Source organism: Streptomyces sp. NPDC033178 (genome assembly GCF_055577685.1).
In genome coordinates this window covers 558,269-580,622 of record NZ_JBVIPT010000004.1, presented here as the reverse complement: position 1 = coordinate 580,622, position 22,354 = coordinate 558,269, and the positions used below count along the sequence as shown (strand labels likewise).

Annotated in this window: 18 protein-coding genes; 8 read left to right on the top strand and 10 right to left on the bottom strand. The window is 71.1% G+C overall.

Features of this window, described 5'->3' with window-relative positions; translation table 11 throughout:
* Window positions 1–43: 43 nt before the first annotated feature.
* Window positions 44–712, bottom strand: coding sequence for a nucleotide exchange factor GrpE (gene grpE, locus ACZ5VQ_RS13325; protein ID WP_469104961.1), 669 nt, complete (start codon window positions 710–712; stop codon window positions 44–46).
* Complete coding sequence (gene dnaK, locus ACZ5VQ_RS13320; protein WP_143640117.1) at window positions 709–2,574, bottom strand: molecular chaperone DnaK; 1,866 nt, start codon at window positions 2,572–2,574, stop codon at window positions 709–711. Before dnaK ends, grpE begins: the two co-directional genes overlap by 4 nt.
* 427 nt (window positions 2,575–3,001) lie before the next feature.
* On the opposite strand from dnaK, the gene ACZ5VQ_RS13315 reads away from it, so the two are divergent.
* Entirely contained in the window at window positions 3,002–5,293 is a 2,292-nt protein-coding gene (locus tag ACZ5VQ_RS13315; RefSeq protein WP_469104960.1) for a (Fe-S)-binding protein, read from the top strand.
* Between the two features lie 109 nt (window positions 5,294–5,402).
* On the opposite strand, the gene ACZ5VQ_RS13310 is transcribed toward ACZ5VQ_RS13315, so the two are convergent.
* Together ACZ5VQ_RS13310 and ACZ5VQ_RS13305 are read right to left on the bottom strand one after the other, a co-directional pair.
* Window positions 5,403–5,846 carry an SgcJ/EcaC family oxidoreductase gene (locus tag ACZ5VQ_RS13310; protein ID WP_469104959.1) on the bottom strand — a complete coding sequence of 148 codons (444 nt, stop codon included), beginning with the start codon at window positions 5,844–5,846 and terminating at the stop codon, window positions 5,403–5,405.
* Window positions 5,847–5,954: 108 nt separating this feature from the next.
* Window positions 5,955–8,960: an AAA family ATPase gene (locus ACZ5VQ_RS13305; protein WP_469104958.1), complete on the bottom strand. Its 3,006-nt coding sequence runs from the start codon at window positions 8,958–8,960 to the stop codon at window positions 5,955–5,957.
* Window positions 8,961–9,188: 228 nt separating this feature from the next.
* Here ACZ5VQ_RS13305 and ACZ5VQ_RS13300 point away from each other — a divergent pair, with 228 nt between their 5' ends.
* From ACZ5VQ_RS13300 to ACZ5VQ_RS13290, 3 genes are all read left to right on the top strand, one after another.
* On the top strand, window positions 9,189–9,857 hold the full coding sequence (locus ACZ5VQ_RS13300; protein WP_469104957.1) for a helix-turn-helix transcriptional regulator: 669 nt from the start codon (window positions 9,189–9,191) through the stop codon (window positions 9,855–9,857).
* Between the two features lie 207 nt (window positions 9,858–10,064).
* Entirely contained in the window at window positions 10,065–10,718 is a 654-nt protein-coding gene (locus tag ACZ5VQ_RS13295; RefSeq protein WP_469104956.1) for a Pvc16 family protein, read from the top strand.
* Window positions 10,715–12,832, top strand: coding sequence for an ATP-binding protein (locus ACZ5VQ_RS13290; protein ID WP_469104955.1), 2,118 nt, complete (start codon window positions 10,715–10,717; stop codon window positions 12,830–12,832). Before ACZ5VQ_RS13295 ends, ACZ5VQ_RS13290 begins: the two co-directional genes overlap by 4 nt.
* A 34-nt stretch (window positions 12,833–12,866) precedes the next feature.
* Here the strand turns inward: ACZ5VQ_RS13290 and ACZ5VQ_RS13285 are convergent, their stop codons facing one another.
* The 3 genes from ACZ5VQ_RS13285 to ACZ5VQ_RS13275 are packed head-to-tail and all read right to left on the bottom strand — an operon-like array spanning window position 12,867 to window position 16,866.
* The gene (locus ACZ5VQ_RS13285; protein ID WP_469104954.1) at window positions 12,867–14,303 is read right to left on the bottom strand and encodes a hydrolase; all 1,437 of its coding nucleotides are present in this window, start codon (window positions 14,301–14,303) and stop codon (window positions 12,867–12,869) included.
* A 2-nt stretch (window positions 14,304–14,305) separates the two neighbouring features.
* Complete coding sequence (locus tag ACZ5VQ_RS13280; protein WP_469104953.1) at window positions 14,306–15,715, bottom strand: RICIN domain-containing protein; 1,410 nt, start codon at window positions 15,713–15,715, stop codon at window positions 14,306–14,308.
* A gap of 8 nt (window positions 15,716–15,723) precedes the next feature.
* Window positions 15,724–16,866, bottom strand: a complete 1,143-nt coding sequence (locus tag ACZ5VQ_RS13275; protein WP_469104952.1) for an eCIS core domain-containing protein — start codon at window positions 16,864–16,866, stop codon at window positions 15,724–15,726.
* A gap of 235 nt (window positions 16,867–17,101) precedes the next feature.
* Between ACZ5VQ_RS13275 and ACZ5VQ_RS13270 the strand changes: the two genes are divergently transcribed.
* The 4 genes from ACZ5VQ_RS13270 (at window position 17,102) to ACZ5VQ_RS13255 (ending at window position 19,903) form a co-directional block, all read left to right on the top strand.
* A complete protein-coding gene (locus tag ACZ5VQ_RS13270; RefSeq protein ID WP_469104951.1) occupies window positions 17,102–18,679 on the top strand; it encodes a phage tail sheath subtilisin-like domain-containing protein in 1,578 nt (525 codons plus the stop codon).
* Window positions 18,680–18,798: 119 nt separating this feature from the next.
* A complete protein-coding gene (locus ACZ5VQ_RS13265; protein ID WP_143640089.1) occupies window positions 18,799–19,242 on the top strand; it encodes a phage tail protein in 444 nt (147 codons plus the stop codon).
* Complete coding sequence (locus ACZ5VQ_RS13260; protein WP_307523355.1) at window positions 19,242–19,748, top strand: hypothetical protein; 507 nt, start codon at window positions 19,242–19,244, stop codon at window positions 19,746–19,748. The genes ACZ5VQ_RS13265 and ACZ5VQ_RS13260 overlap by 1 nt, the downstream gene beginning before the upstream one ends.
* The gene (locus tag ACZ5VQ_RS13255) at window positions 19,745–19,903 is read left to right on the top strand and encodes a DUF6760 family protein (protein ID WP_186001281.1); all 159 of its coding nucleotides are present in this window, start codon (window positions 19,745–19,747) and stop codon (window positions 19,901–19,903) included. Before ACZ5VQ_RS13260 ends, ACZ5VQ_RS13255 begins: the two co-directional genes overlap by 4 nt.
* A 533-nt stretch (window positions 19,904–20,436) precedes the next feature.
* Here the strand turns inward: ACZ5VQ_RS13255 and ACZ5VQ_RS13250 are convergent.
* Genes ACZ5VQ_RS13250 through ACZ5VQ_RS13240 form a run of 3 tightly spaced genes read right to left on the bottom strand, consistent with a single transcriptional unit; the run spans window position 20,437 to window position 22,224 of the window.
* Window positions 20,437–20,838 carry a hypothetical protein gene (locus ACZ5VQ_RS13250; protein ID WP_469104950.1) on the bottom strand — a complete coding sequence of 134 codons (402 nt, stop codon included), beginning with the start codon at window positions 20,836–20,838 and terminating at the stop codon, window positions 20,437–20,439.
* A 54-nt stretch (window positions 20,839–20,892) separates the two neighbouring features.
* Window positions 20,893–21,069 carry a hypothetical protein gene (locus ACZ5VQ_RS13245; RefSeq protein ID WP_469104949.1) on the bottom strand — a complete coding sequence of 59 codons (177 nt, stop codon included), beginning with the start codon at window positions 21,067–21,069 and terminating at the stop codon, window positions 20,893–20,895.
* A 54-nt stretch (window positions 21,070–21,123) separates the two neighbouring features.
* Window positions 21,124–22,224 carry a ribosomal eL19 family protein gene (locus ACZ5VQ_RS13240; RefSeq protein ID WP_469104948.1) on the bottom strand — a complete coding sequence of 367 codons (1,101 nt, stop codon included), beginning with the start codon at window positions 22,222–22,224 and terminating at the stop codon, window positions 21,124–21,126.
* Between the last annotated feature and the right edge of the window lie 130 nt (window positions 22,225–22,354).

Here is a 22,354-nt window from a genome sequence, read left to right as displayed (position 1 = left end):
GGTGTTCGTGCTGCATACGGGCGCGCGTACGCCCTGTTTCACGTCAGCCCTCGTCCGGGCCACCGCTCTCCTTGTCGTCGGCCGCCTGCGTCCCGTCCGTCTCGTCGCCCTTGACCGTCTGCGCACCCGGCTGCGGCTCGGCGACGGCCACCCGCGCGGGGCGGATGGTGCGCTCGCCGAAGCGATACCCCGGCTGCAGAATCGCCACGCACGTCGTCTCGGTGACGTCCGGTGCGTAGCTGTGCATCAGGGCTTCGTGGATCGTCGGGTCGAAGGGCTCGCCCTCCTTGCCGAACTGCTGCAGACCCATCTTCGCCGCGACGGTCTCCAGCGACTCGGCCACCGACTTGAAGCCGCCGACCAGTTCGCCGTGGTCCCGCGCGCGGCCGATGTCGTCGAGCACGGGCAGGAGCTCGGTCAGGAGGTTCGCGATGGCGATCTCCTTGACCGCGATCCGGTCGCGCTCGACCCGGCGGCGGTAGTTCTGGTACTCGGCCTGGAGCCGCTGGACGTCCGCCGTGCGCTCGCCGAGCGCCGTGCGTACCTGGTCCAGCTGGGCGGTGAGGCCCGCGATCTGTGCTGCTGCTGCCGCGTCCCCGGCCTGGGCCGCCCCCTCCTCCACGGAGGGGGCAGGCTTCGGCTCGGCGTCTTCAGGGGTGGCGCCGGAGGGGACGTCGGGCTGCTCGTCGAAGCCCGGGGTCTCCTCTGTCACGCGGCACCGTCCTTGCGGTCACGGTCCTCGTCGACGATCTCGGCGTCCACGACGTCGTCGTCGGCGGCCTTGGCACCCGCACCCTCGTCGGCACCCGGGGCCTCGGCGCCGGCGGCACCCTGCGCGGCCTGGGCGTCCGCGTACATCGCCTGGCCGAGCTTCTGGGAGACGGCGGCGACCTTCTCGGTGGCCGTACGGATCTCGGTGGTGTCCTCGCCCTTGAGCGCGGTCTTCAGCTCCTCGATGCTCGTCTCGACCTCGGTCTTGACGTCACCGGGGACCTTGTCCTCGTTGTCCTTGAGGAACTTCTCCGTCTGGTAGACGAGCTGCTCGCCCTGGTTGCGGGACTCGGCGGCCTCGCGGCGACGGTGGTCCTCGTCCGCGTACTGCTCGGCCTCCTGGCGCATCCGGTCGACCTCGTCCTTCGGCAGCGAGGAGCCGCCGGTGACGGTCATCTTCTGCTCCTTGCCCGTGCCCAGGTCCTTCGCGGTCACGTGCATGATGCCGTTGGCGTCGATGTCGAAGGCGACCTCGATCTGCGGGACCCCGCGGGGGGCCGGCGGCAGACCGGTGAGCTCGAACATCCCGAGCTTCTTGTTGTACGCCGCGATCTCGCGCTCGCCCTGGTAGACCTGGATCTGCACGGACGGCTGGTTGTCCTCGGCCGTCGTGAAGATCTCGGACCGCTTGGTCGGGATCGTGGTGTTGCGCTCGATGAGCTTGGTCATGATCCCTCCCTTGGTCTCGATACCGAGGGACAGCGGGGTCACGTCGAGGAGCAGGACGTCCTTGACCTCGCCCTTGAGGACACCGGCCTGGAGGGCGGCGCCGATGGCGACGACCTCGTCCGGGTTCACGCCCTTGTTGGCGTCCTGGCCGCCGGTCAGCTCCTTGACGAGCTCGGCGACGGCGGGCATACGGGTGGAGCCACCGACGAGAACGACGTGGTCGATCTCGCTGAGCTGGATGCCGGCGTCCTTGATGACGTTGTGGAACGGCGTCTTGCAGCGCTCGAGGAGGTCGGCCGTCAGCTGCTGGAACTGGGCGCGCGTGAGCTTCTCGTCCAGGTGCAGCGGGCCCTCGGCGGACGCGGTGATGTAGGGCAGGTTGATCGAGGTCTCGGTGGAGCTGGACAGCTCGATCTTGGCCTTCTCGGCGGCCTCGCGGAGGCGCTGGAGGGCCATCTTGTCCTTGCCCAGGTCCACGCCGTGGCCCGCGGAGAACTGCTTGACCAGGTAGTCCATGACGCGCTGGTCCCAGTCGTCACCACCGAGGTGGTTGTCGCCGTTCGTGGCCTTCACCTCGACGACGCCGTCGCCGATCTCCAGGAGCGACACGTCGAAGGTGCCGCCACCGAGGTCGAAGACGAGGATCGTCTGGTCGTCCTTGTCGAGGCCGTACGCGAGAGCCGCCGCGGTGGGCTCGTTCACGATGCGCAGGACGTTCAGGCCCGCGATCTCGCCGGCCTCCTTCGTCGCCTGACGCTCGGAGTCGTTGAAGTACGCCGGGACGGTGATGACCGCGTCCGCGACCTTCTCGCCCAGGTACGCCTCGGCGTCGCGCTTCAGCTTCTGCAGGATGAAGGCGCTCATCTGCTGCGGGTTGAAGTTCTTCCCGTCGAGCTCGATGGACCAGTCCGTGCCCATGTGACGCTTCACAGAGCGGATGGTCCGGTCCACGTTCGTGACCGCCTGGCGCTTGGCGACCTCTCCGACGAGCACCTCACCGTTCTTGGCGAAGGCGACGACGGACGGCGTGGTCCTGGCGCCCTCGGCGTTGGTGATGACGGTGGGCTCACCGCCCTCCAGAACGCTGACGACGGAGTTAGTCGTGCCCAGGTCGATGCCGACCGCACGTGCCATTTCAATTCCTCCAGCAATGACTTGAGTGGAACAGGCTCAAGTGTGCACGACGCTCACCGCTCGGTCAACAGAGGTGAGTCTTGGGGGCTCAACTCTTATCTTGCCCTTACGCGCAATTAGGATCTGACCTGCGGGTCGGCTGCTGGGTGCGGGCCTGCTGGTGCTGGCCGCGCAGTTCCCCGCGCCCCTAAAGGGGCACGCCCCCGCGGGGCTGGGACGCGGGGCTGGGACGCCGGGCGAAGGTCGGCACGACACCTGGTTCACTCAGGCAAGCCTCAGCGACGCAGATCACCGCACCCCTGACTACAGTGCGGACACAGGAGTGGGTAGTCTCAGAGGACTGCATAAGTTACCGCTTAGTAATCAATCTTCGGGGAACCGGGAGACCCACCCCGAAGAGAACCTCGCAGGCCCGAGGAGTCCCGAAATGCAACTCGCCGCGATCATCGTGTCGCTGGTCCTGACCGTGGTCGGCGTTGCGCTCATCGCCCGAGCCGTCGCGCAGATCTACCGGTTCGTGAAGCTGGGCCAGCCGGTGCCGGCGGGCAGCCGCACCGACAACCCCAAGGCTCGCACGATCACCCTGGTGAAGGAATTCCTGGGTCACACCCGGATGAACCGCTGGGGCATCGTCGGCTTCGCCCACTGGTTCGTCGCGATCGGCTTCCTGACGCTGCCGCCGACCCTCGCGCAGGCCTACGGCCAGCTCTTCGAAGCGGACTGGACGCTGCCGGTCATCGGCGGCTTCCTGCCGTTCGAGATGTACACCGAGTTCATCGGCGTGATGACGATCGTCGGCATCGTCGTGCTCATCGCGATCCGGCTGCTGAACCTGCCCTCCCGGGCCGGCCGCAAGTCCCGTTTCGCGGGCTCCAAGGCCTGGCAGGCGTACTTCGTCGAGTACGTCATCCTCACCATCGGCCTCGCCATCTACACCCTGCGCGGTCTTGAGGGCGCGATCCACCACGTCGAGCACTACGAGGCCGCGTACTTCGCCTCGTACCCCCTGGTCCTCGCCTTCAAGGGGCTCTCCCTCGGCGTGCTCCAGAACCTCGTCTACCTCGTCGCGATGATCAAGATCGGCACCTCGCTGATCTGGATGATCACCGTCGCGCTGAACACCAACATGGGTGTCGCCTGGCACCGCTTCCTCGGGTTCCCGAACATCTGGTTCAAGCGGAACGCCGAGGGCGGCACCGCGCTGGGCGCCCTGCTGCCGATGACCTCGGGCGGCGAGCCGATCGACTTCACCGACCCGGGCGACGACGACGTCTTCGGTGTCTCCCAGGTCGAGCAGTTCTCCTGGAAGGGCATCCTCGACTTCTCCACGTGCACCGAGTGCGGGCGCTGTCAGTCGCAGTGCCCCGCCTGGAACACCGGGAAGCCGCTCTCCCCGAAGCTGCTGATCATGTCGCTGCGGGACCACGCCCACGCCAAGGCCCCCTACCTGCTCGCCGGTGGCGGCAAGGACATGGAGGGCAACGAGAAGGCGACCGCGGAGCAGCTCAAGGACGTGCCCGCCGCGGCCCTCGCCGAGGCCGAGCGGCCCCTCATCGGGACCCTCGAAGAGAACGGCGTCATCGACCCCGACGTGCTGTGGTCCTGCACCACCTGCGGCGCCTGTGTCGAGCAGTGCCCCGTCGACATCGAGCACGTCGACCACATCGTTGACATGCGCCGCTACCAGGTGATGATCGAGAGCGCGTTCCCGTCCGAGGCGGGCACGATGCTCAAGAACCTGGAGAAGAAGGGCAACCCCTGGGGTCTGGCGAAGAAGCAGCGCCTGGAGTGGACCAAGGAGGTCGACTTCGAGATCCCGGTCGTCGGCAAGGACATCGAGGACCTGTCCGAGGTCGACTACCTGTACTGGGTCGGCTGTGCGGGCGCCCTTGAGGACCGCGCCAAGAAGACCACCAAGGCCTTCGCCGAGCTGCTGCACATCGCGGGCGTCAAGTTCGCGATCATGGGCGGCGACGAGAAGTGCACCGGTGACTCCGCCCGCCGCCTGGGCAACGAGCCCCTCTTCCAGGAGCTCGGCATGGAGAACGTCTCCGCGCTGAACATGGCGTTCGGCGAGGAGATGGACGACGAGGGCAACTTCACCGCCGAGTCGAAGAAGCCCAAGTCCGCGAAGAAGATCGTCGCGACCTGCCCGCACTGCCTCAACACCCTCGGCAACGAGTACCCGCAGCTCGGCGGCGACTACGAGGTCATCCACCACACCCAGCTGCTCCAGCACCTCATCGACGAGGGCAAGCTGATCCCGGTGACCCCGGTCGAGGGCCTCATCACCTACCACGACCCCTGCTACCTGGGCCGTCACAACAAGATCTACACGCCCCCGCGCGAGATCATGTCGGCCGTCCCGGGCCTGCGCCAGCAGGAGATGCACCGCCACAAGGAGCGCGGCTTCTGCTGCGGCGCCGGTGGCGCGCGGATGTGGATGGAGGAGCGGATCGGCAAGCGCATCAACAACGAGCGTGTGGATGAAGCCCTTTCGCTGAACCCGGACATCGTCTCCACCGCCTGCCCGTTCTGCCTGGTCATGCTGACCGACTCGGTCAACGGCAAGAAGAACGATGGCAAGGCGAAGGAGTCCATCACGGTCGTCGACGTGGCCCAGCTGCTGCTCGACTCCGTGAAGACCCCGCTCGACGACGAACCCCCGGCGGGCGAGGCCGAGTCGGAGAGCGCACCGGAGCCGCAGCCGGTGAAGTGACCGGAGCCCCAGCCGGTGAACCGGCCGGTGGCCTGAGAGCCTCACCCCCGTAACGAAGCACCCCATGTCCTGGTTCAGCCCCGGGACATGGGGTGTTGTCGTGCCGGGCTCAGGCGATCGGTGTCGTCTGTGCCAGCGCGATGCGCCAGTCGTCGTCCTCGTGGCGGGTCATGACGTACGTCATCGCGCCGCGCGCCGGGAAGTCGGACGGGCCCTGCGTGTCCGGCCGTTCGTCGTGGATGGTCTTGGTCAGGCTCACGATGGCGACGTCGGGCCGTACGAAGCGGATGTCGTCGACCTCCAGCGTGGTCCTGACGTCCATGAGCGGGGAGGCGAGCGCAGTGGCCATGGCCGACTGGAAGGCCTCCCGTCCGAAGACACGCCGCCCCGCGAGGTTGGTGAGCACGAGGTCGGAGGTGTGCAGGGCCGGGAGCACCTCCGGATCGGTCTGGGCCTCCTGGCTGCGCGCGACGAGCTCGCGGATCCGTCGCTCGTCGGTGTCCTGGGCGGAGAGGGCGGAGAGGGCGGGGTTCGTGGCGTTCGCGGTGTCCATGCAGAGAACGTAGAACCTCAACTTTGGTTCAGGTCAAGGCGTGCGCGCTGGAAGGCCCCCCGTACGGCGGCCGCCTGGGGTCTTTGACAGGCCCTACGCCTGGGTGCCTCACGGGTCCCGGTGCCGGTCCCGGTCCCGGTCAGGGCCGGGGCCGGACGGGCCGGAGCGGGACCCGGCGTCCGTGAGCGCGGCGCTGAGTTCCGCTCTGCGGCGGATGCCCAACTTGCGGTAGGCACTGGTCAGATGGGTCTCGACGGTACGTCGGGCCAGATGCAGCAGCTCCGCTATCTCCATGTTCGTACGGCTCTGCGCGGCGAGTTCCGCGATCCGGCGCTCGCTGGCGGTGAGCGAGCCGGACCCCGTCCGTGCCGTCGCCGCGCGGCGGGCGCCGCCCTCGCGCAGGGCCGCCTCCGCGGACGCCCGCATCCGGACCGCGCCCAGCCGTTCGGCGCGTTCGGCCGCCTCCCGGAGCGCCTCGCGGGCCCGTGTCCGCTCCCCGGCGGCGGTGAGCCGGCGCCCCTGTGCGATCAGCGCCGGAATCAACTCCGTGTCGACCGGCTCCCCGCCCGGGGCCGCGACCTCGTCACCGTCGGATGTCGCCTCTCGGGTCGCCCCGGGTGTCCCGCCCGGCGCCGCGTCGGCTCCCTGCCGCAGGATCCGTACCGCCCGTTCCGTGAGATCGAGGCCGCGGCGGCCGCCGGTCGCGGTGCCGAGGACCCGCAGGGCCCGGCCAAGGACACGGGGCGTGTTCCACACCGTGGCGAGGCGGAGTTCCTCCTCGGCCAGGGCCAGCGCCTGGCGGGGCCGGCCGAGCGCCAGGTGGCACTCCGCCGACGCGGTCCGCCAGGGGGTGACCACCGGGCTCACCACGTCCCGCGCCGACTGGTGGCGCCCGCACTCCAGGAAGTCGCCGAGCGCGCCCGCCGGATCGCCGGTGGCCGCGCGCAGGACACCGCGCGCGTACAGGAAACGGTTCAACTCCCAGGAGTCGTACGGGTTCTGGAGGTCGAAGCCGTCCGCGAGACGGGTGGCCTCCTCCGTACGGCCCGTCTCGACGAGCGCGATCAGCGCGTGGGCCTGCGCGTTGGCGGGATCCGGTCGGCCCACGACGGGGCTCAACGCCCCTGGATCGGCGAGCAGTTCGGCGTACGCGCCACGGGCGGCGGCGATGTCGACCCGTACGTTCAGCAGCGCCAGGTGCATCGGGTGCAGCAGGGACGGGCGCTGCCCGGCCAGGCCGCGTCGTACGAGCCGTTCGGCCTCGTCGAGCTGGTCGGCCCACTGGGCGACCGCGGCGGCCGTGCCCAGCAGAAACCCCTCCGCGAGCGGGTCGGCCGGCTGCGCCAGCAGGGCGCGGATCCGGCGCATCGCCGAATCCGCCGAGGTCAGACCGGCCGTCGACTCGTACCGCACGAGCAGCGCCTGCCCGGCCGTGCCGACCAGCCGCGGCGAGCGCTCGGCGGTCTCGCGCAGCCAGCGGTACACCTCACGCCGTGTCCCCGGGTCGTGGTCGGACAGCAGCGCCGAGGCGGTCTGCACCGTGCGGACCAGGTCCGGATGGCCCGTCAGATGCTCGTCCTCCAGACCGCGCAGCACGTCGATCGCGGTGCGCGCCTCGCCCTGCCGGGCCAGCGCCGTGCCCAGCGCCACCGCCGCGCGCACCCGGTCGCGCGGCAGCCCCGGCAGCCGCATCGCCTCGGCGAGCCGCGGTATCCCGGCCGTCGACCGTACGGTGGCGTACTCCAGCGAGCCCAGTTCGGTGAGGACCACGCTCCGGCGGGCGTCCGGCATCGGCTCGTCGAGGGCGCGGCGCAGGAACGCCAGGGCATCGTCGCTGCGGTCGTCCCGGACGGCCAGGTCCGCGGCGTCCAGCAGGACACCCGTCGCCCACGCCTCACCGACCGGGGCGGACCGCAGCAACTGCCTGGCCACCGCCTCGGCGCGGTCACCGCGGCGCAGCATCTCCTCGGCCGCCCGGTGGTGCGCCGCCTGCCGCAGAGCGCCCGACCAGCTGCTCAGCACCGCGTCGCGCAACAGCGGATGGGCATAGCGGGGCCGTCCGCCGGGGCCGGGGCGCAGCAGCCCGAGGCCGGTCATCGCGGTGAGCCAGCCCGGTACGCGGGCGGGGTCGGCGCCGGCCGTCCTGGCGAGCAGCTCGGCGTCGACGTCCGTGTGGCCGCCCCGGCCGCTCTCGCCGTTCCCGTTCCCGCCTCCCTTCCCGTTCCCGCCTCCGTCCCCGTCCTTCTCCTCGTCGTCCTCGTCGTCCTCGTCGTCGTCCAGAGCGGCGAGCGCTCGGGCGACCTCGGTGGTCGTGGGCCCGGCGCTGTCCAGCCACCAGGACACGGCGGCCGCGTAGGAGCCGGGGTAGAGCGCCGCGCAGTTGTCGGGCAGGGCCGCCGGGGCGTCCTCCGGGGCAGTGCCCCCGAGGTCGTCCAGCAGGGCACGCAGCAGCAGCGGACTGCCCGCGCCCGCCCGTACGCAGTCGTCCACCCACTCGGCCGGGGCGGGACGGCCGAGGGCAGAACGGACCAGCTCCGCCGCGGAGCCGGCGCTCAGCGGGGCCAGCGTGCGGGTGCGGACGAGGGCGGGGGAGAGCGTGTGCACCAGCCCGTCGGCCGGCGGATCGATGTCGTACTGGCTGCGCTCGGTCACCACCAGCAGGACGGGTAATCGGTCGATCCGCCGCACCGCCTCGACCAGCCAGCGGCGCGAGGCCTCGTCGGCGAGGTGCACGTCGTCCACGGCCACGAGGAGCGGCGTGTCGTCCGCGTACGAGCGCAGCAGACGCCACAGCCGCGCGGACCTGCCCCGGTGGGGCGGGGTGCCGGGCGGGTCCGGCTCCTCCCCCGCGGCCGAGTCGAACCCGGGTCCGTGTGCGAGGAGTTGGAAGACGGCGCCGAACGGCACGGAGGTCTGGTCCGGCGAGCAGCGGGCCCGCAGGACGCGCATGCCGGCCGCCTCCGCCTGCTCGGCGGCGGCCTCCAGGAGCGCGGTACGGCCGGTGCCGGTGGCGCCGCGCAGCAGGACGAGACGGCCGGCTCCGGACCGGGCGCGCTCGGCCTCGGCGGCCACCAGCTCCAGTTCCTCCCGGCGTTCGCGCAGCGCTACGGACATCCCTGCCTCCCTCGTGGCCGTGGTGCGTTCCGCTGTGTGGGACGGCAAGGGGCGGGACCCTCGTTGCGTGACATGACCCACGGGCCGGGAACGCGGTGCCGCCGATCTCGTGGTGTGTCTCGTGGTGCTCCACGATTGCGCCGACCACACGCGTCACAGAAGTGTGGTGTGTGCACGCCTGTCACGGACCCCACAGTGGTGACGGGCCCGCGGACATAGGGGATACGGTTGCGCAGCTCATTCGGGACCACGGCTCCCGGCACGGACGGATCCGAGCCCCGCATACCGGTGTCGGTACACGCGTGGGACCCGATCTCCCGGGAGGGAGTGCTCGGCCAGCTGCGGCAGCACCCGGTGATCGACCTCCGTGAGGAGACCGAGACCGGCCCGGACACCGTCGCCCTGCTGGTCAACGACACGCTGGACGAGGCCACGCTCTCCCGGCTGCGCAGACTCGTGCGCAGCGAGGGCGCCCGTGCCGTCCTCGTGGTGAGCGCGATCCGCGAGAGCGAACTCCTCGACGCCATCGACTCCGGCGCCGGGGCCATCGTGTGGCGCCACGAGGCCACCGCGCACCGGCTGGTGCAGGCCGTCCTCGCGGCCTCCCGCGGCGACGGCGATCTGCCCGCCGATCTGCTCGGCCGGCTGATCAGCCAGGTGAGGTCGCTGCACCGCACCGCGACCGGCCATCCCGGCGCTCCCCTCTCGGGACTCGCACCTCGTGAGGTGGACGTACTGAGGCTGGTCGCCGAGGGGCTCGACACCGGGGAGATCGCCAGCAAGCTGTCCTACTCCGAACGGACCGTCAAGAACGTGATGCACGGGCTCACCACCCGGCTGCATCTGCGCAACCGGGCGCACGCCGTGGCCCATGCCCTTCGGGAAGGCTACATCTGACCGAACGGGCAATCGAATGTGGACAGTTGGGCAATCCTGTCTGCCCGGTGGCCGTCCCCGGCATGCCTGCGGAGCCGGAGGCTCCGCGGGGCACGATCGGTAGGGCACGATCGGTCACGACAGCGGTACCGGTGTCGGCACGGGTCGGTCGGGCTTCCGGCTTCCGGCGGCGACACGGCACAGGCACAGCAGGGCGGGAGCACGACGGTGATCCACGAGGTGGACGAGGTCCTCAAGCGGCTGCTCGGGGGTGGTGCGCTCGCCGGTTCCGGCATCGAGGTCTCCTTCGAGGCCCCGACCCGCGACTGGGCGGCCCGGCGCAACGCGCCAGCCGTCAACGCCTACTTGTACGACATCCGGGAGGACGTCTCCCGGCGCCAGCGCGGCCAGGTCTCCGTCCGCGACGAACGCGACATCGTCGTACGCCGCCGCCAGCCACCCCGCTGGTTCCGGCTGTCGTACCTGGTCACCGCCTGGACCAAACAGCCCCAGGACGAACACCGGCTGCTCTCCGCGGTACTGGCCACGATGCTGCCGCACGAACTCCTGGCGGCCGACGAACTCCCGGGAGCGCTGGGCGCGCTGGGCCTGTCCGTCCCGCTCACGGTGGCGGGGCTGCACACCGAGTCCCGTTCCCTGGCCGAGATCTGGTCGGCCCTGGGCGGCGAACTCAAGCCGTCCCTCGACCTCGTGGTCACCGCGCCCTTCCCGGCCTACCCCGAGTACGACGTCGGTCCCCCGGTCACGGAGGGCGTGGTCCGCGTCCGCGGCATGGACGGCACGCCGGACGACTCGCCCGAGCGCAGCCACCGGTCACGGCAGCCGGCACCCGCGTCGGACAAGGGAGAACCGCGGCAGTGACCACGTACGCCGCCTCCACGTCCGACGCGCTCCTCGTCCGCCTCGCCCGACTGCGCGACCGGGTCGCCGAGTTGGTCGTGAGCCGCAGCGCCGTCGACCCCACGGCGGACGATCCGCTGCGGGGGCTGTACCTCTCCGACGAGGCCGTACGGCATCTGCTGGGGCCCACGGCGGTGCCGTACGCCGACGTGTTCGAGAACGCGGCCGGATTCGAGGACACGACCGGCTCCGAGGACACGGCCGTCGCCGAGGAAGCGTCTGTATCCCAAGGCACGTCTGTCTCCGAACGCTCGGAGTCCGCCCCGGCCACCCGGCTGGAGCGGCTCGCGGTGCGTCTCGGGCTGACCGAGCTGGACACCCGGATCCTGCTCATCGCCCTCGCGCCGGACCTGGACCGCTCCTTCGAGCCGCTGTACGGGTACCTCAACGACGACGTCAGCAGGCGCCGGGCCACCGCCGGGCTGGCGCTCGACCTGTGCGGGCTGCCGGCGCACCTCGCCGAGGCGCGGGCCCGGTTCCACCCCTCGGCGCCGCTGGCCGCGCTCGGGCTGCTGACCGTCGAGGAACCCGAACGCCCCTTCCTCAGCCGTTCGTTGCGCGTGCCGGACCGGCTCGTCGCCCATCTGCTCGGCGACGACACCCCGGACGCGGCACTCGCCGGCAGCCTCCACCCGCTCGACTCACCCTCGTCCCTGCCTCTGCCTCTGCCCTCGCCCTCCCACGACGAGTTCACCGCCCGGCTGGCCGCCCGGCTGGCCGTCGGCCCCCGCACCGTCTATCTCCGCGAGCACCGCGAGGGCGACGGGCTGGTGTGCGCCGCGGCCGCCCTGCGCGCGGCGGGTGTCGGGGCCCTGCACTTCACGCCCGCGGCAGCCGGGGAGCCCCTCCCCGAACTCCTCTCCGACGTCCTCCCCCGGGTTCTCCGCGAGGCCCGCCTGCGCGACCGGGCGATCGTCGTGTCACCCCTGCCGGAGAGGCCGGGTCCGCTGCTGCGGGCCCTGACGGAGGCCGGCGTACCCGTGGTGCTCGTCGGGGCCGGGCCGTACGACCCCCAGTGGTGCGACCGCGATCCGCTGGTCCTCGACGCGCCGCGGCCTCATGCGGGCGCCGTGGACACCTGGTCGGCCGCGCTCGGTGCCGGGGCGGACGGTCCGGGTTTCGACCTGGCCGCCACCGTCGCCCCGTACCGGCTCGGCGGCGACCGTATCGAGCGGGCGGCCCGCGCGGCCCGGGACCTCGCGATGTTCGACGGCACCCCGGTGACCGCCGCCCATCTGCGGCTCGCCGCGCGGCAGCAGTCCGCGTCCGGGCTTGAGCGGCACGCCCGCCGGATCCGGCCCGACGTCGGCTGGGACGACCTCGTCCTGCCGGACAGGGCCCTCGCCCAGCTGCACGAACTCGCCCTGCGCGCCCGCCACCGCGACCAGGTCCTCGGCGACTGGCGGCTCAGTGCCGGAGGCGGGCGGGGCCACGGTGTCCTCGGGCTCTTCGCGGGCGAGTCCGGCACCGGCAAGACGCTGTCCGCCGAGGTCGTCGCCGCCGAACTCGGGCTGGACCTCTATGTCGTCCAGCTCTCCTCGATCGTCGACAAGTACGTGGGCGAGACCGAGAAGAACCTCGAACGGATCTTCACCGAGGCCGACCGCACCGACGCCGTGCTGCTCTTCGACGAGGCGGACGCCGTGTTCGGCAAGCGCTCGGAGGTCAGGGACTCCCACGACAAGCACGCCAACATGGAGAGCGCGTATCTCCTCCAGCGCCTGGAGTCCTTCGACGGCATCGCCCTGCTCACCACCAACCTGCGGGCCAACATCGACGAGGCGTTCACCCGGCGCCTCGACCTGGTGGTCGACTTCCCGTTCCCGGACGCCGAGCAGCGCCGGGCCCTGTGGCGGCACAGCCTCGCCCACGTCCCGTGCGCCGAGGACGTCGAACCGGCGGCGGTCGCCCGCGACTTCGAGATGGCCGGCGGCTCGATCCGCAGCGCGGTCGTCACGGCGGCCTACGCGGCCGCGGGGCGCGGTGGTCCGGTGACGACGGACGATCTGGTGGAGGGCGCCCGGCGGGAGTACCGCAAGGCGGGCAGGCTGGTGCCGGGAGAGGGCGGCTGGTAACTGCCGCTCCTCCCGGGGCCGGTGCGGGTCACCCTCACACGGTGAACTTCACGGCTTCGAGCCAGAGGTCGTTGCTGAGGGTGCCACCGAAGATGTAGCCCTCCCCTTCGCCGGGCTTGTCGCAGCCCATGCCGTGCCAGCCCTCGTTGTGGATGTGGGTGGTCTGGCAGACGGCGCCGCCGCCGTCGTCGACGTTGATGGTGAAGCCCAGCATGTTCGGGGCGCCCTGCTTGGTGCTGCCGAAGTAGTTGTCGATGCCCTCGGGCGCGAACGACCACGGCTTCCCGTTGTAGTGGCCCTTGCCGTCGGTCGACCCCGGGAAGTGGACGAAGGCGGCGCTGCCCGTGCGCTTGGTGCCGGACACCGCGACGTTGAGGGCCTTGATCGGCTTGCCCTCGCCCTCCGTGCCGGCCGTTTGTCCGTCGCACACCGCGTCCGTCCAACCCTTGCCCGTCACAAAGGCCCGGTAGCAGATGTGCCGCCCGCCCGGGTCGTCCGCGGCCAGTGCCTGGACGGCGGTGGCCGCGGTCTTCTCCGGAGCCTTCTTCTCCTCCTCGGAACCGCCTCCCGCCCCGCCCCCGCCCCCGCCGCCTCCGGCGGCCGGCGACTGTGCCGCGGGCGGGGGTGTCGAGGCGGGCGCGGTGGGAGTGGGCGGCGGAGGCGGTGTCGCCGAGGGGCTGGGCGCCAGCGTGCTGACACCGGCCTCGTCGAGCCTCTCCTTGGCCTCACTGCGGACCTGCGGCTTGTAGGCGATCCACAGCATCACGAAGGTGATCGCGAGCGCCATGAAAACACCCAGGAAGGTGGCCAGCCAGCGCGGCAGGAAACCCCGCTGCACATACGTACCCTCGACATCCAGCGGCGCGACCCCCGACCGCTGCACGGCCAGCTTGTACGGCCGCTCCTCCTTCGACCCGAACCAGATGACCTGCCGCGGCTTCAACGTCGCCTTCACAAAGGCGGCCCGCCCCGGCTCGATCTGCACATTGCTCGGATGAAGGTCGTACGACAACTGATCGCCGTTGTCGCTCCCGCTCACCGAAGCGGTGAGCTTCGTGTTCCCGAGATTGTCGACAGCCAGCTTCGGCCGGCCACGGAAACGCCCCTTGACGGTGGGCGGCACGAGTTCCGCCCGCACCTCCGTGAAGGGCGTGATCGTCAGATTGCCCTCCGGGACGGTCACCGCCTCCGGATGCTCGGTCGGCGTGATCCGCACCGCATACGGATTCGGCCCCGCCGTCGCATCCGGCGAACGCGGCGGCGCAAACGACAGCTCCACCGTCCCGGTGGTGCCGGGGTAGAGCCGCAGGGTCTGCGGCTCCACGACCGTCCAAGGCGCGACATCGCCGACCGCCTCGAATCGGTACTCGTCGACCACGTCACCGGTATTGCGCAGGCGGAGCCGTACGGTCGTACTGCCACCCGGGTCCACGGTCGCGGACGCCGGCTCCAGGGAGGTCCAAAGGCTCACGATCAGTCCTCGTCGGGTTGGATGATCTGCCACTCCTGGTCATCGGTGACGGTGCAGTTGAAGATCATCAGGGTTACTTCGTCACGAACGTCGTCGCTGCCCGCGACTTCGAGGCACTTGTTGTCGCTCTTGAAGTTGCGGATCCAGTAGGCGCCGCTCTCCTGCTTCGCAAGCCACCACAACTGGTTGTCGCTGTTCGTGCCGTCACAGGTGAACTCCGTGACTTTCGTGTGAATGGGAGCCGCCCCGTAGTTCGGCAGATCCATGCACAACTTGTCCTTGACGTTGCGGATCTGGAAGAGGTCCGTGCCGCCGGGGCCGCCCTTACCGACCTTCACCTCCAGGTTCCAGAGCTGGTTGTCGGCGGCGGTCGGATCGCAGGAGAACTGCTGGACCCGGCCGTCCCTCTTGCCCACGCCCTCGCCGGGGATGTCGGCACACAGCTTGGTGGACAGGTTCTTCAGGACGACGTTGTTCGCGGGCAGCAGGCTCTTGGGCTTCTCCTTGGTCGGCGCGGGCGCGGGCGCGTCCCCGCCTCCGCCGTTGTCCGCCGGGGCGGACGCGACCGGTGCCGAGGCCGACGGCGGCGCCGAGGGGGCGACCGGTTTCGGCGAGGCCGAGGGCGCCAGCGTGCTGACACCGGCCTCGTCGAGCCTCTCCTTGGCCTCACTGCGGACCTGCGGCTTGTAGGCGATCCACAGCATCACGAAGGTGATCGCCAGCGCCATGAAAACACCCAGGAAGGTGGCCAGCCAGCGCGGCAGGAAACCCCGCTGCACATACGTACCCTCGACATCCAGCGGCGCGACCCCCGACCGCTGCACGGCCAGCTTGTACGGCCGCTCCTCCTTCGACCCGAACCAGATGACCTGCCGCGGCTTCAACGTCGCCTTCACAAAGGCCGCACGCCCCGGCTCGATCTGCACATTGCTCGGATGAAGGTCGTACGACAACTGATCGCCGTTGTCACTCCCGCTCACCGAAGCGGTGAGCTTCGTGTTGCCGAGATTGTCGACAGCCAGCTTCGGCCGCCCACGGAAACGCCCCTTGACGGTGGGCGGCACGAGTTCCGCCCGCACCTCCGTGAAGGGCGTGATCGTCAGATTGCCCTCCGGAACGGTCACCGCCTCCGGATGCTCGGTCGGCGTGATCCGCACCGCATACGGATTCGGCCCCGCCGTCGCATCCGGCGAACGCGGCGGCGCAAAGGTCAGCTCCACCGTGCCCGTCGTCCCGGGATACAGCCGGAGCGTCTGCGGCTCGACGGTCGTCCAGGGAGAGATGTCACCGACGGGCTCGAAGCGGTACTCGTCGACCACGTCACCGGTATTGCGCAGACGCAGACGTACGCGGGTGCTGCCACCCGGGTCCACGGTCGCGGACGCGGGCTCCAGGGAAGTCCACAGGCTCACGTCGGCGATCAGTGCTTCTCGTTGTGGACGACCCAGGATTCCCCGTAGAGGAAATTGCCCTGCGGGTCGTACACGGTGGCTTCCGCCGTCAGTCGCTCCGGGATCATCGTCGAGTAGTAGGCGTCGATGTCCGCCGCGACGGAACCGGTCGCGCCGAGTGCCGCTCCGGACACGTTGCCGTAGTGCGCCTGCACCTCGTACTCGACGATGTTGCCGTTGCGGATTTCCTTCTTCACGTTGTATTCGGCCATGGAGTGGTGGCGGGAGTTGCCGGACTTGGTCAGCGGGGTGAGGTTGCTCATGGTGTTTCCGGGACCGCCGACGATCTCGTTGAGCAGGTGGCCCTGGACCATGTTCTTGGAGAACCACTTCGCGGTGGCGCCGCTGCCCGTCGGCCACCACGAGGGCTTCACCTTTGGGGACGATCCCTTGGCGATCTGCCCCGGGTGCAGTTCCGCCCTCATGAAGGTCCCCGCGCCCTGGTAGAGACCGCCGTACTGCACGTACGGATAGCCGACATAGGCTCGCTGTACGGCGTCGCCGACGAACGGTTCCGAGGCGGTGGCCGACGGCTCGTCCTCGGCCACGCGCTGCACTGGGGCCGACATCACCTGCCGGGCGGTGGCCTCCGCCTCCTGCTCCGCGTGGTCGCCGGGGTTGCTGACCCGCAGCCCGTTGCCGTTGTCGGTGCCGGGGACGGATCCCTGGCTCTGCTGGAGGACGTGCTTCAGCTCGTGGGCGAGGGTGAGCTTGTCCGTGCCGCCCGGGCCGAGCACCACATGGCTGCCGGAGGTGTACGCCCTCGCGCCGATCTCCGTGGCGGACCGCTGGGCGACCGGGTCCGAGTGGACGCGTACGCCGCTGAAGTCGACGCCGCCGAAGCGGCTCTCCATCTCGGTCCTCAGCGGTGTGTCCAGCGGCCGGCCGGAGGAACGCAGCACCTGGTGCACCGCGGAGCGCTGGACCGACGGGCCGTGGCCGCAGTTCGCGTCGTGCTCGTGGCGCTGCTGCCCGACGGCCCGTGCGACGGCCGCGTTGCCCGCGGCGCGCTGCAGGACCAGGAGCCGGTCGGCGGGTGTGCGCGTCGGCGCGGGCCTGGCGGCGCTGTCCCGACCACCGGCCTTGTCGGTGCGTTCTTCCTGTGCGCGCACGGCGCTCCCCTCCACGGCTGGTCCACCAGCCTTACGTGCAACTGCCGTGTACGGGGAGGGCCTTGGGGGCAGTCTCACGGGCAGCGCGCCCGGCTCCGCGGGCAGGTTCCGGCGACGGCCTGCCCGTCCGGGCAACAGTTCTGCCCTCGAACAGGCCCCGGAGGACGTTTCGGAGGACGCGCTTCGCGCGTGAGGGTGAGAGGCGTCCTGTCTCGTACCCCGAGGAGAGCAGAGCATGCCGTCCTACCTGTCGCCCGGCGTATACGTCGAGGAGGTGGCCAGCGGCTCGCGTCCCATCGAGGGAGTGGGCACGTCGGTTGCGGCCTTCGTCGGACTCGCGCCGACCGGGCCGCTGAACGAGCCGACCCTGGTGACCAACTGGTCCCAGTACGTCGCGGCCTTTGGTGACTTCACCGACGGTTACTACCTCGCGCACTCGGTGTACGGGTTCTTCAACAACGGCGGCAGCGCCGCGTACGTCGTCCGCGTCGGCGGCACCGCCGAGGGCGCGGCAGGAAACGGCGCCCCGGCCTCCGTCGGCGGCTCCGCCGCCCCGGCCGCGCTCCCCGCGGGCGAGCCGAAGCAGCTCGGCACCTTCAGCGTGACCGCCGTCGCGGGCGGTTCGCTCAGCGTCGAGGTCGCCGACGCCGAGGGCGAGGGCCCCGCCGAGCGCTTCAAGCTGATCGTCAAGGAGGGCGACAAGCCCGTCGAGTCCTTCGACGTGACCGCCAAGAAGGGCGGCCGCAACTACGTCGTCACGCAGGTGAAGGAGCGCTCCAAGCTCATCACCGTGCAGGAGTCGGCGCCCGCCGCGCAGCTCGCGCGCCCCGAGAACCAGACCGTGGCCCTGGCGGCCCCCGCCGCCCCCGCCCCCGTCACCCCCTCCAAGGCGAGCGACTCCCACCCCGGCCCGGCGCACTACCTCGGCGACTCCGCCGACCGCACCGGCTTCGGCGGTCTGGAGGCCGTGGACGAGATCTCCATGGTCGCCGTCCCCGACCTGATGGCCGCCTACCAGCGCGGCGCGATCGACCTGGAGGCCGTGAAGGCCGTCCAGCTCGGCCTCATCGCGCACTGCGAGCTGATGGGCGACCGGGTCGCCGTCATCGACCCGCCGCCGGGCCTGAACGCCCGTCAGATCCGGGTCTGGCGCCAGGAGACCGCTGGCTACGACTCCAAGTACGCGGCCCTGTACTACCCCTGGGTCAAGGTCTTCGACCCGGCGACCGGCCAGTCCCGGGTGATCCCGCCGAGCGGTCACGTCTCCGGCATCTGGGCCCGCAACGACTTCGAGCGCGGTGTGCACAAGGCGCCCGCCAACGAGGTCGTACGGGGAGCGGTGGACCTGGAGCTCCAGATCACCCGCGGCGAGCAGGACCTGCTCAACCCCATCGGCGTCAACTGCATCCGCGCCTTCCCGGGCCGCGGCATCCGCGTCTGGGGCGCCCGCACCATGTCCTCCGACCCGGCCTGGCGCTACCTCAACATCCGCCGGTACTTCAACTACCTGGAGGAGTCGATCCTGCTCGGCACCCAGTGGGTGGTGTTCGAGCCGAACGACCACAACCTGTGGGCCAGGATCCGGCGCAACGTCTCGGCGTTCCTCGTCAACGAGTGGCGCAGCGGCGCCCTCTTCGGCCAGCGGCCGGAGGAGGCGTTCTACGTCAAGTGCGACGAGGAGACGAACCCCCCGGAGTCGGTGGACGTCGGCCGGGTGATCTGCGAGATCGGCATCGCCCCCGTCAAGCCCGCCGAGTTCGTGATCTTCCGGCTGGCCCAGTTCTCCAGCGGCAGCGGGGAGTTGGAGGAGTAGGCCCGTCCCGCCTGCGCCCCCAGCCCTAGCAAGCCTCCTCGTACGCCGCCGGCCGGTACGTCTGCTCGTACGCCGCCCCGTACGCCATTGCCAAGAACCCTCAGAAGGACAGAGAACAGATGAGTCTCAGCCCGGGTGACGCCCTTACCTCACATAATTTCGGTCTGCAGATCGACGGCGTGATGGTCGAGTACCTCGCGGAGGTCAACGGCCTCAGCATCGAACAGGACGTCATCAAACACCTGTCGAACTCGGCGCAGGGCAGGCCCGAGGTCAGTCTGATGCCGGGTGTGCAGAAGGACGGGCAGTGCACCGTGGTGCGCGGAATGACCCAGTCCCCGGCGTTCACGACGTGGATCAACGACTCGATCGCCGGCCAGATGAGCACGGCCCGCAAGAACGCGTCCATCATCATGATGGATTACCAGAACAATCCGGTGAAGCGGTACAACATGCGCAACGCCTGGTGCAGCAAGATCGACGCCAGCGCGCTGAAGGCCGGCGAGGCCTCCGCGCTCACCGAGACCGTGACCATCGTCTTCGAAGAACTGGTCATCGAGTAATGCGGCGTACGGCTGCCAGGGCGGGCGCGGGCCCGGTCGTGGACGCACCACCGGCGCCGGGGCCGATGGCGGGGCCGGAGCAGACCGCTGCGCCGGCCCCGGCGCCCGCTCCCGCCCCCGTGTCGGTACCGCAGCAGCTGCGGACGGAGTTCCCGTTCGAGCTGCCGCGGGGGTACGTCGACGCGTCGGGCACGGTCCACCGCGACGGCGTGATGCGCCTCGCCACGGCCCGGGACGAGCTGATTCCGCTGCGGGACGTGCGTGTCCAGGAGAACCCGGCGTATCTGTCGGTGGTCCTGCTGGGCCGGGTCATCACCAGCCTCGGCACGCTGCCGTCGGTGCACGACGGGGTGGTGGAGAACATGTTCGCCTCCGACCTCGCGTTCCTGCAGGACTTCTACCGTCAGGTCAACGCCGAGGGCCACACCCGCGCCGCCGTGGAGTGCCCCCACTGCTCGGAACCCTTCGAGGTCGAACTCGGCGGGAGCCGCCTGGGGGAATCGTGACGTACGCGACCGACCGGCTGCACGAGGAGATCGCGTACGTCGCCTACCACTTCCACTGGAGCCTGGAGGAGATCCTGGATCTCGAACACCAGGACCGCCGGCGCTTTACGGAACAGATCGCGTCCCTGGTGACGCGGGGCGGGGCGGAGGGCTGAGGGGTGGGGTTCTTCGACCGACTGAGGGGCGTCGGCACGGCGGCATCCGCCGCGAACTCGGGTTCCGGGGAGGACAGTTCCTCGAATGAGGGCGGTTCCTCTCGTACGGGTGCGGGGGTGTCCCGTACGGGTGCAGGTGCGGGTGCGGATGTGTCCCGTACGGATGCCGGTGCGTCTCGTACCGGCGCGGATGCCGGTACGGCCATGGGGGGCGGGTCGGCTTCCGTGGCCGGGTGGGCGGGGTTGCCGCCGATCCAGCGGGCCGCTGTCGGGCGGACCGGTGTCGCGGACTCCGGGTTCGGCGGGCGGCTGGGCACCTGGCAGAACCCCTCCTTCACCGGAACCTTGTCCCATGCCGTCCTGGAGGGGGCGCCGGGCGGGCTGGTCAGGAACGCGCTCACCACGTCGGCGAGGCCCGTCCCCGGACTCGAACCGCCCTCGCACACCCTGCTGCCGGTGCGGTCCGACGAGCCCGAGGCCCCGGGCGACGTACGCGACGACGCTGTACCGGTACCGGTACAGCGTGCCCCGCGTCAGGTCACGGCGTCGCGCCCGGTGGGCCCCCGGGTGACACCGGTGATGCCCCGGTCCCACCGGCCGAACCCGTTGACCAGTGCGCCCGCCACGCCTGCCGTGGAACGACGGGCGCTGCCCGTTGCCCGACGGGAAGCCGCGGGCGCACCCTCTGTGGGGGCGGCGGCCCACGGCGGACGACCCTCAGCGGTCGGCCCGGTCGGCCCGGTCGGCACAACGGCCTCCTCCGACAACCCGACTCCGAACGGTCCGGGTAGCGGCCCGGCGTCCGGTGGCGGCATGGCGGACGGCTCCAGCAGCCGGTCCGCCGGAGTCGGCGGTACGGCGAGCGGTCCCGGTGGCTCGGCGCCCCGCTCCGGCGGCGCGGCCGTCAACGTCCAACGGGCGACGGCCGGTTCCACCGGTTCGGCCGGTCCCGGCAACCCGGCGCCCGGGCCTGTCCGTACGACGGCCGATCACGGCGCCCGGACGACTCGCCCGGGTGGACCGGCGGCCAACCCGGCCGACAAGGCAACCAGTTCCAGCGGTACGACACCCCACACCGGCACCCGTCCAAGCAGCGTCGGCACCGGGGCGGCGACCTCCTCCGCCGGTACGGCGAGCAGCGCGGCGGCGGCCGTCCCTGACGCCACGCCCACCACCGGGCCCGGCCAGGCGGTGGTCGGTGTCCAGCGAGCGGTGGCCGCTCACCGTGGCGCGGCCCCGGACCAGGCCGGAACAACGACCGGTCCCAGCAGGCCAACCGCGGGTCCTGGCCCCGCACCCGCCGGTCCCGGCCACGCCGTGGTCAACGTCCAGCGAGCGGCGGCCGGCCCCGACGGCACGACGTCCGAGCCCACCGCGAGGACCATCGGTCCCGCCACGACGGCCATCGGTCCCGCCACGACGGCCATCGGTCCCGCCACGACGGCCATCGGTCCTGCCACGACGGCCGCCGGTCCTGCCACGACGGCCGCCGGTGCCGACGACTCGGCGGTCCGTGTCCAGAGGGCGGCGGCCGACTCCAGCAGCATGCCGACCCGCCCCGCCGGGACGACCACCGGCTCCAGCGGGACCGGGGAGTTCCCCAGCCGAACGGCAACCGGCACCGGCCGCACGGCGGACGGTCCGAGCGGCAGGGCTGACAACCCGCGCAGCGCGGTGCCCGGGCCGAGCAGCACCGCGACGCGACACGGCGACGCGGCGACCGGCGTCCAGCGGGCTCCCTCCGGCGCCAGCGGCACGCCAACCTCCGCTGCCGGAACGACAACCGGCCCCAGGGGCGCGGCGGCATACTCCGGAGGCACGGCAGGCGCCTCGGGTGGCGCGGCCGTCAACGTCCAACGGGCGAGCACCAGTTCCGGCGGAGCGCCAACCCCCTCCGCCGGAACGGCAAACGGCCCCAGGAACGCGGTCGCCGACACCGAAGGCACAGCAGCCGCCTCGGGTGGCGCGCCCGCCAACGCCCAACAGGCGACTACCAGTTCCAGCGGAACGCCAACCCCCTCCGCCGGAACAGCAACCAGCCCCAAGAACGCGGTCGCCGACACCAAAGGCACAACAGCCGCCTCCGGCAGCGCGGCCGTCAACACCCAACGGGCGACCACCAGTTCCAGCGGAACGCCAACCCCCTCCGCCGGAACAGCAACCAGCCCCAAGAACGCGGTCGCCGACACCGGAGGCACAGCAGCCGCCTCCGGCAGCGCGGCCGTCAACGTCCAACGGGCGACGACCGGTTCCAACGGAGCGGCAGCCAACATCCAACGGGCGGCCACCAGTTCCGGCAGCACGGCCGCCATGCCGGCCACAACCGGCTCCGCCGGTACGGTGCCCCACCCCGCCAACCCGGCACCCGGCCCTGTCCGTCCGACGGCCGGCCGCGGCCTCGGCGGTCCGGCAACTCACCCGGTCGGTCCGGCAGCCGGGAACCCTGCCGAC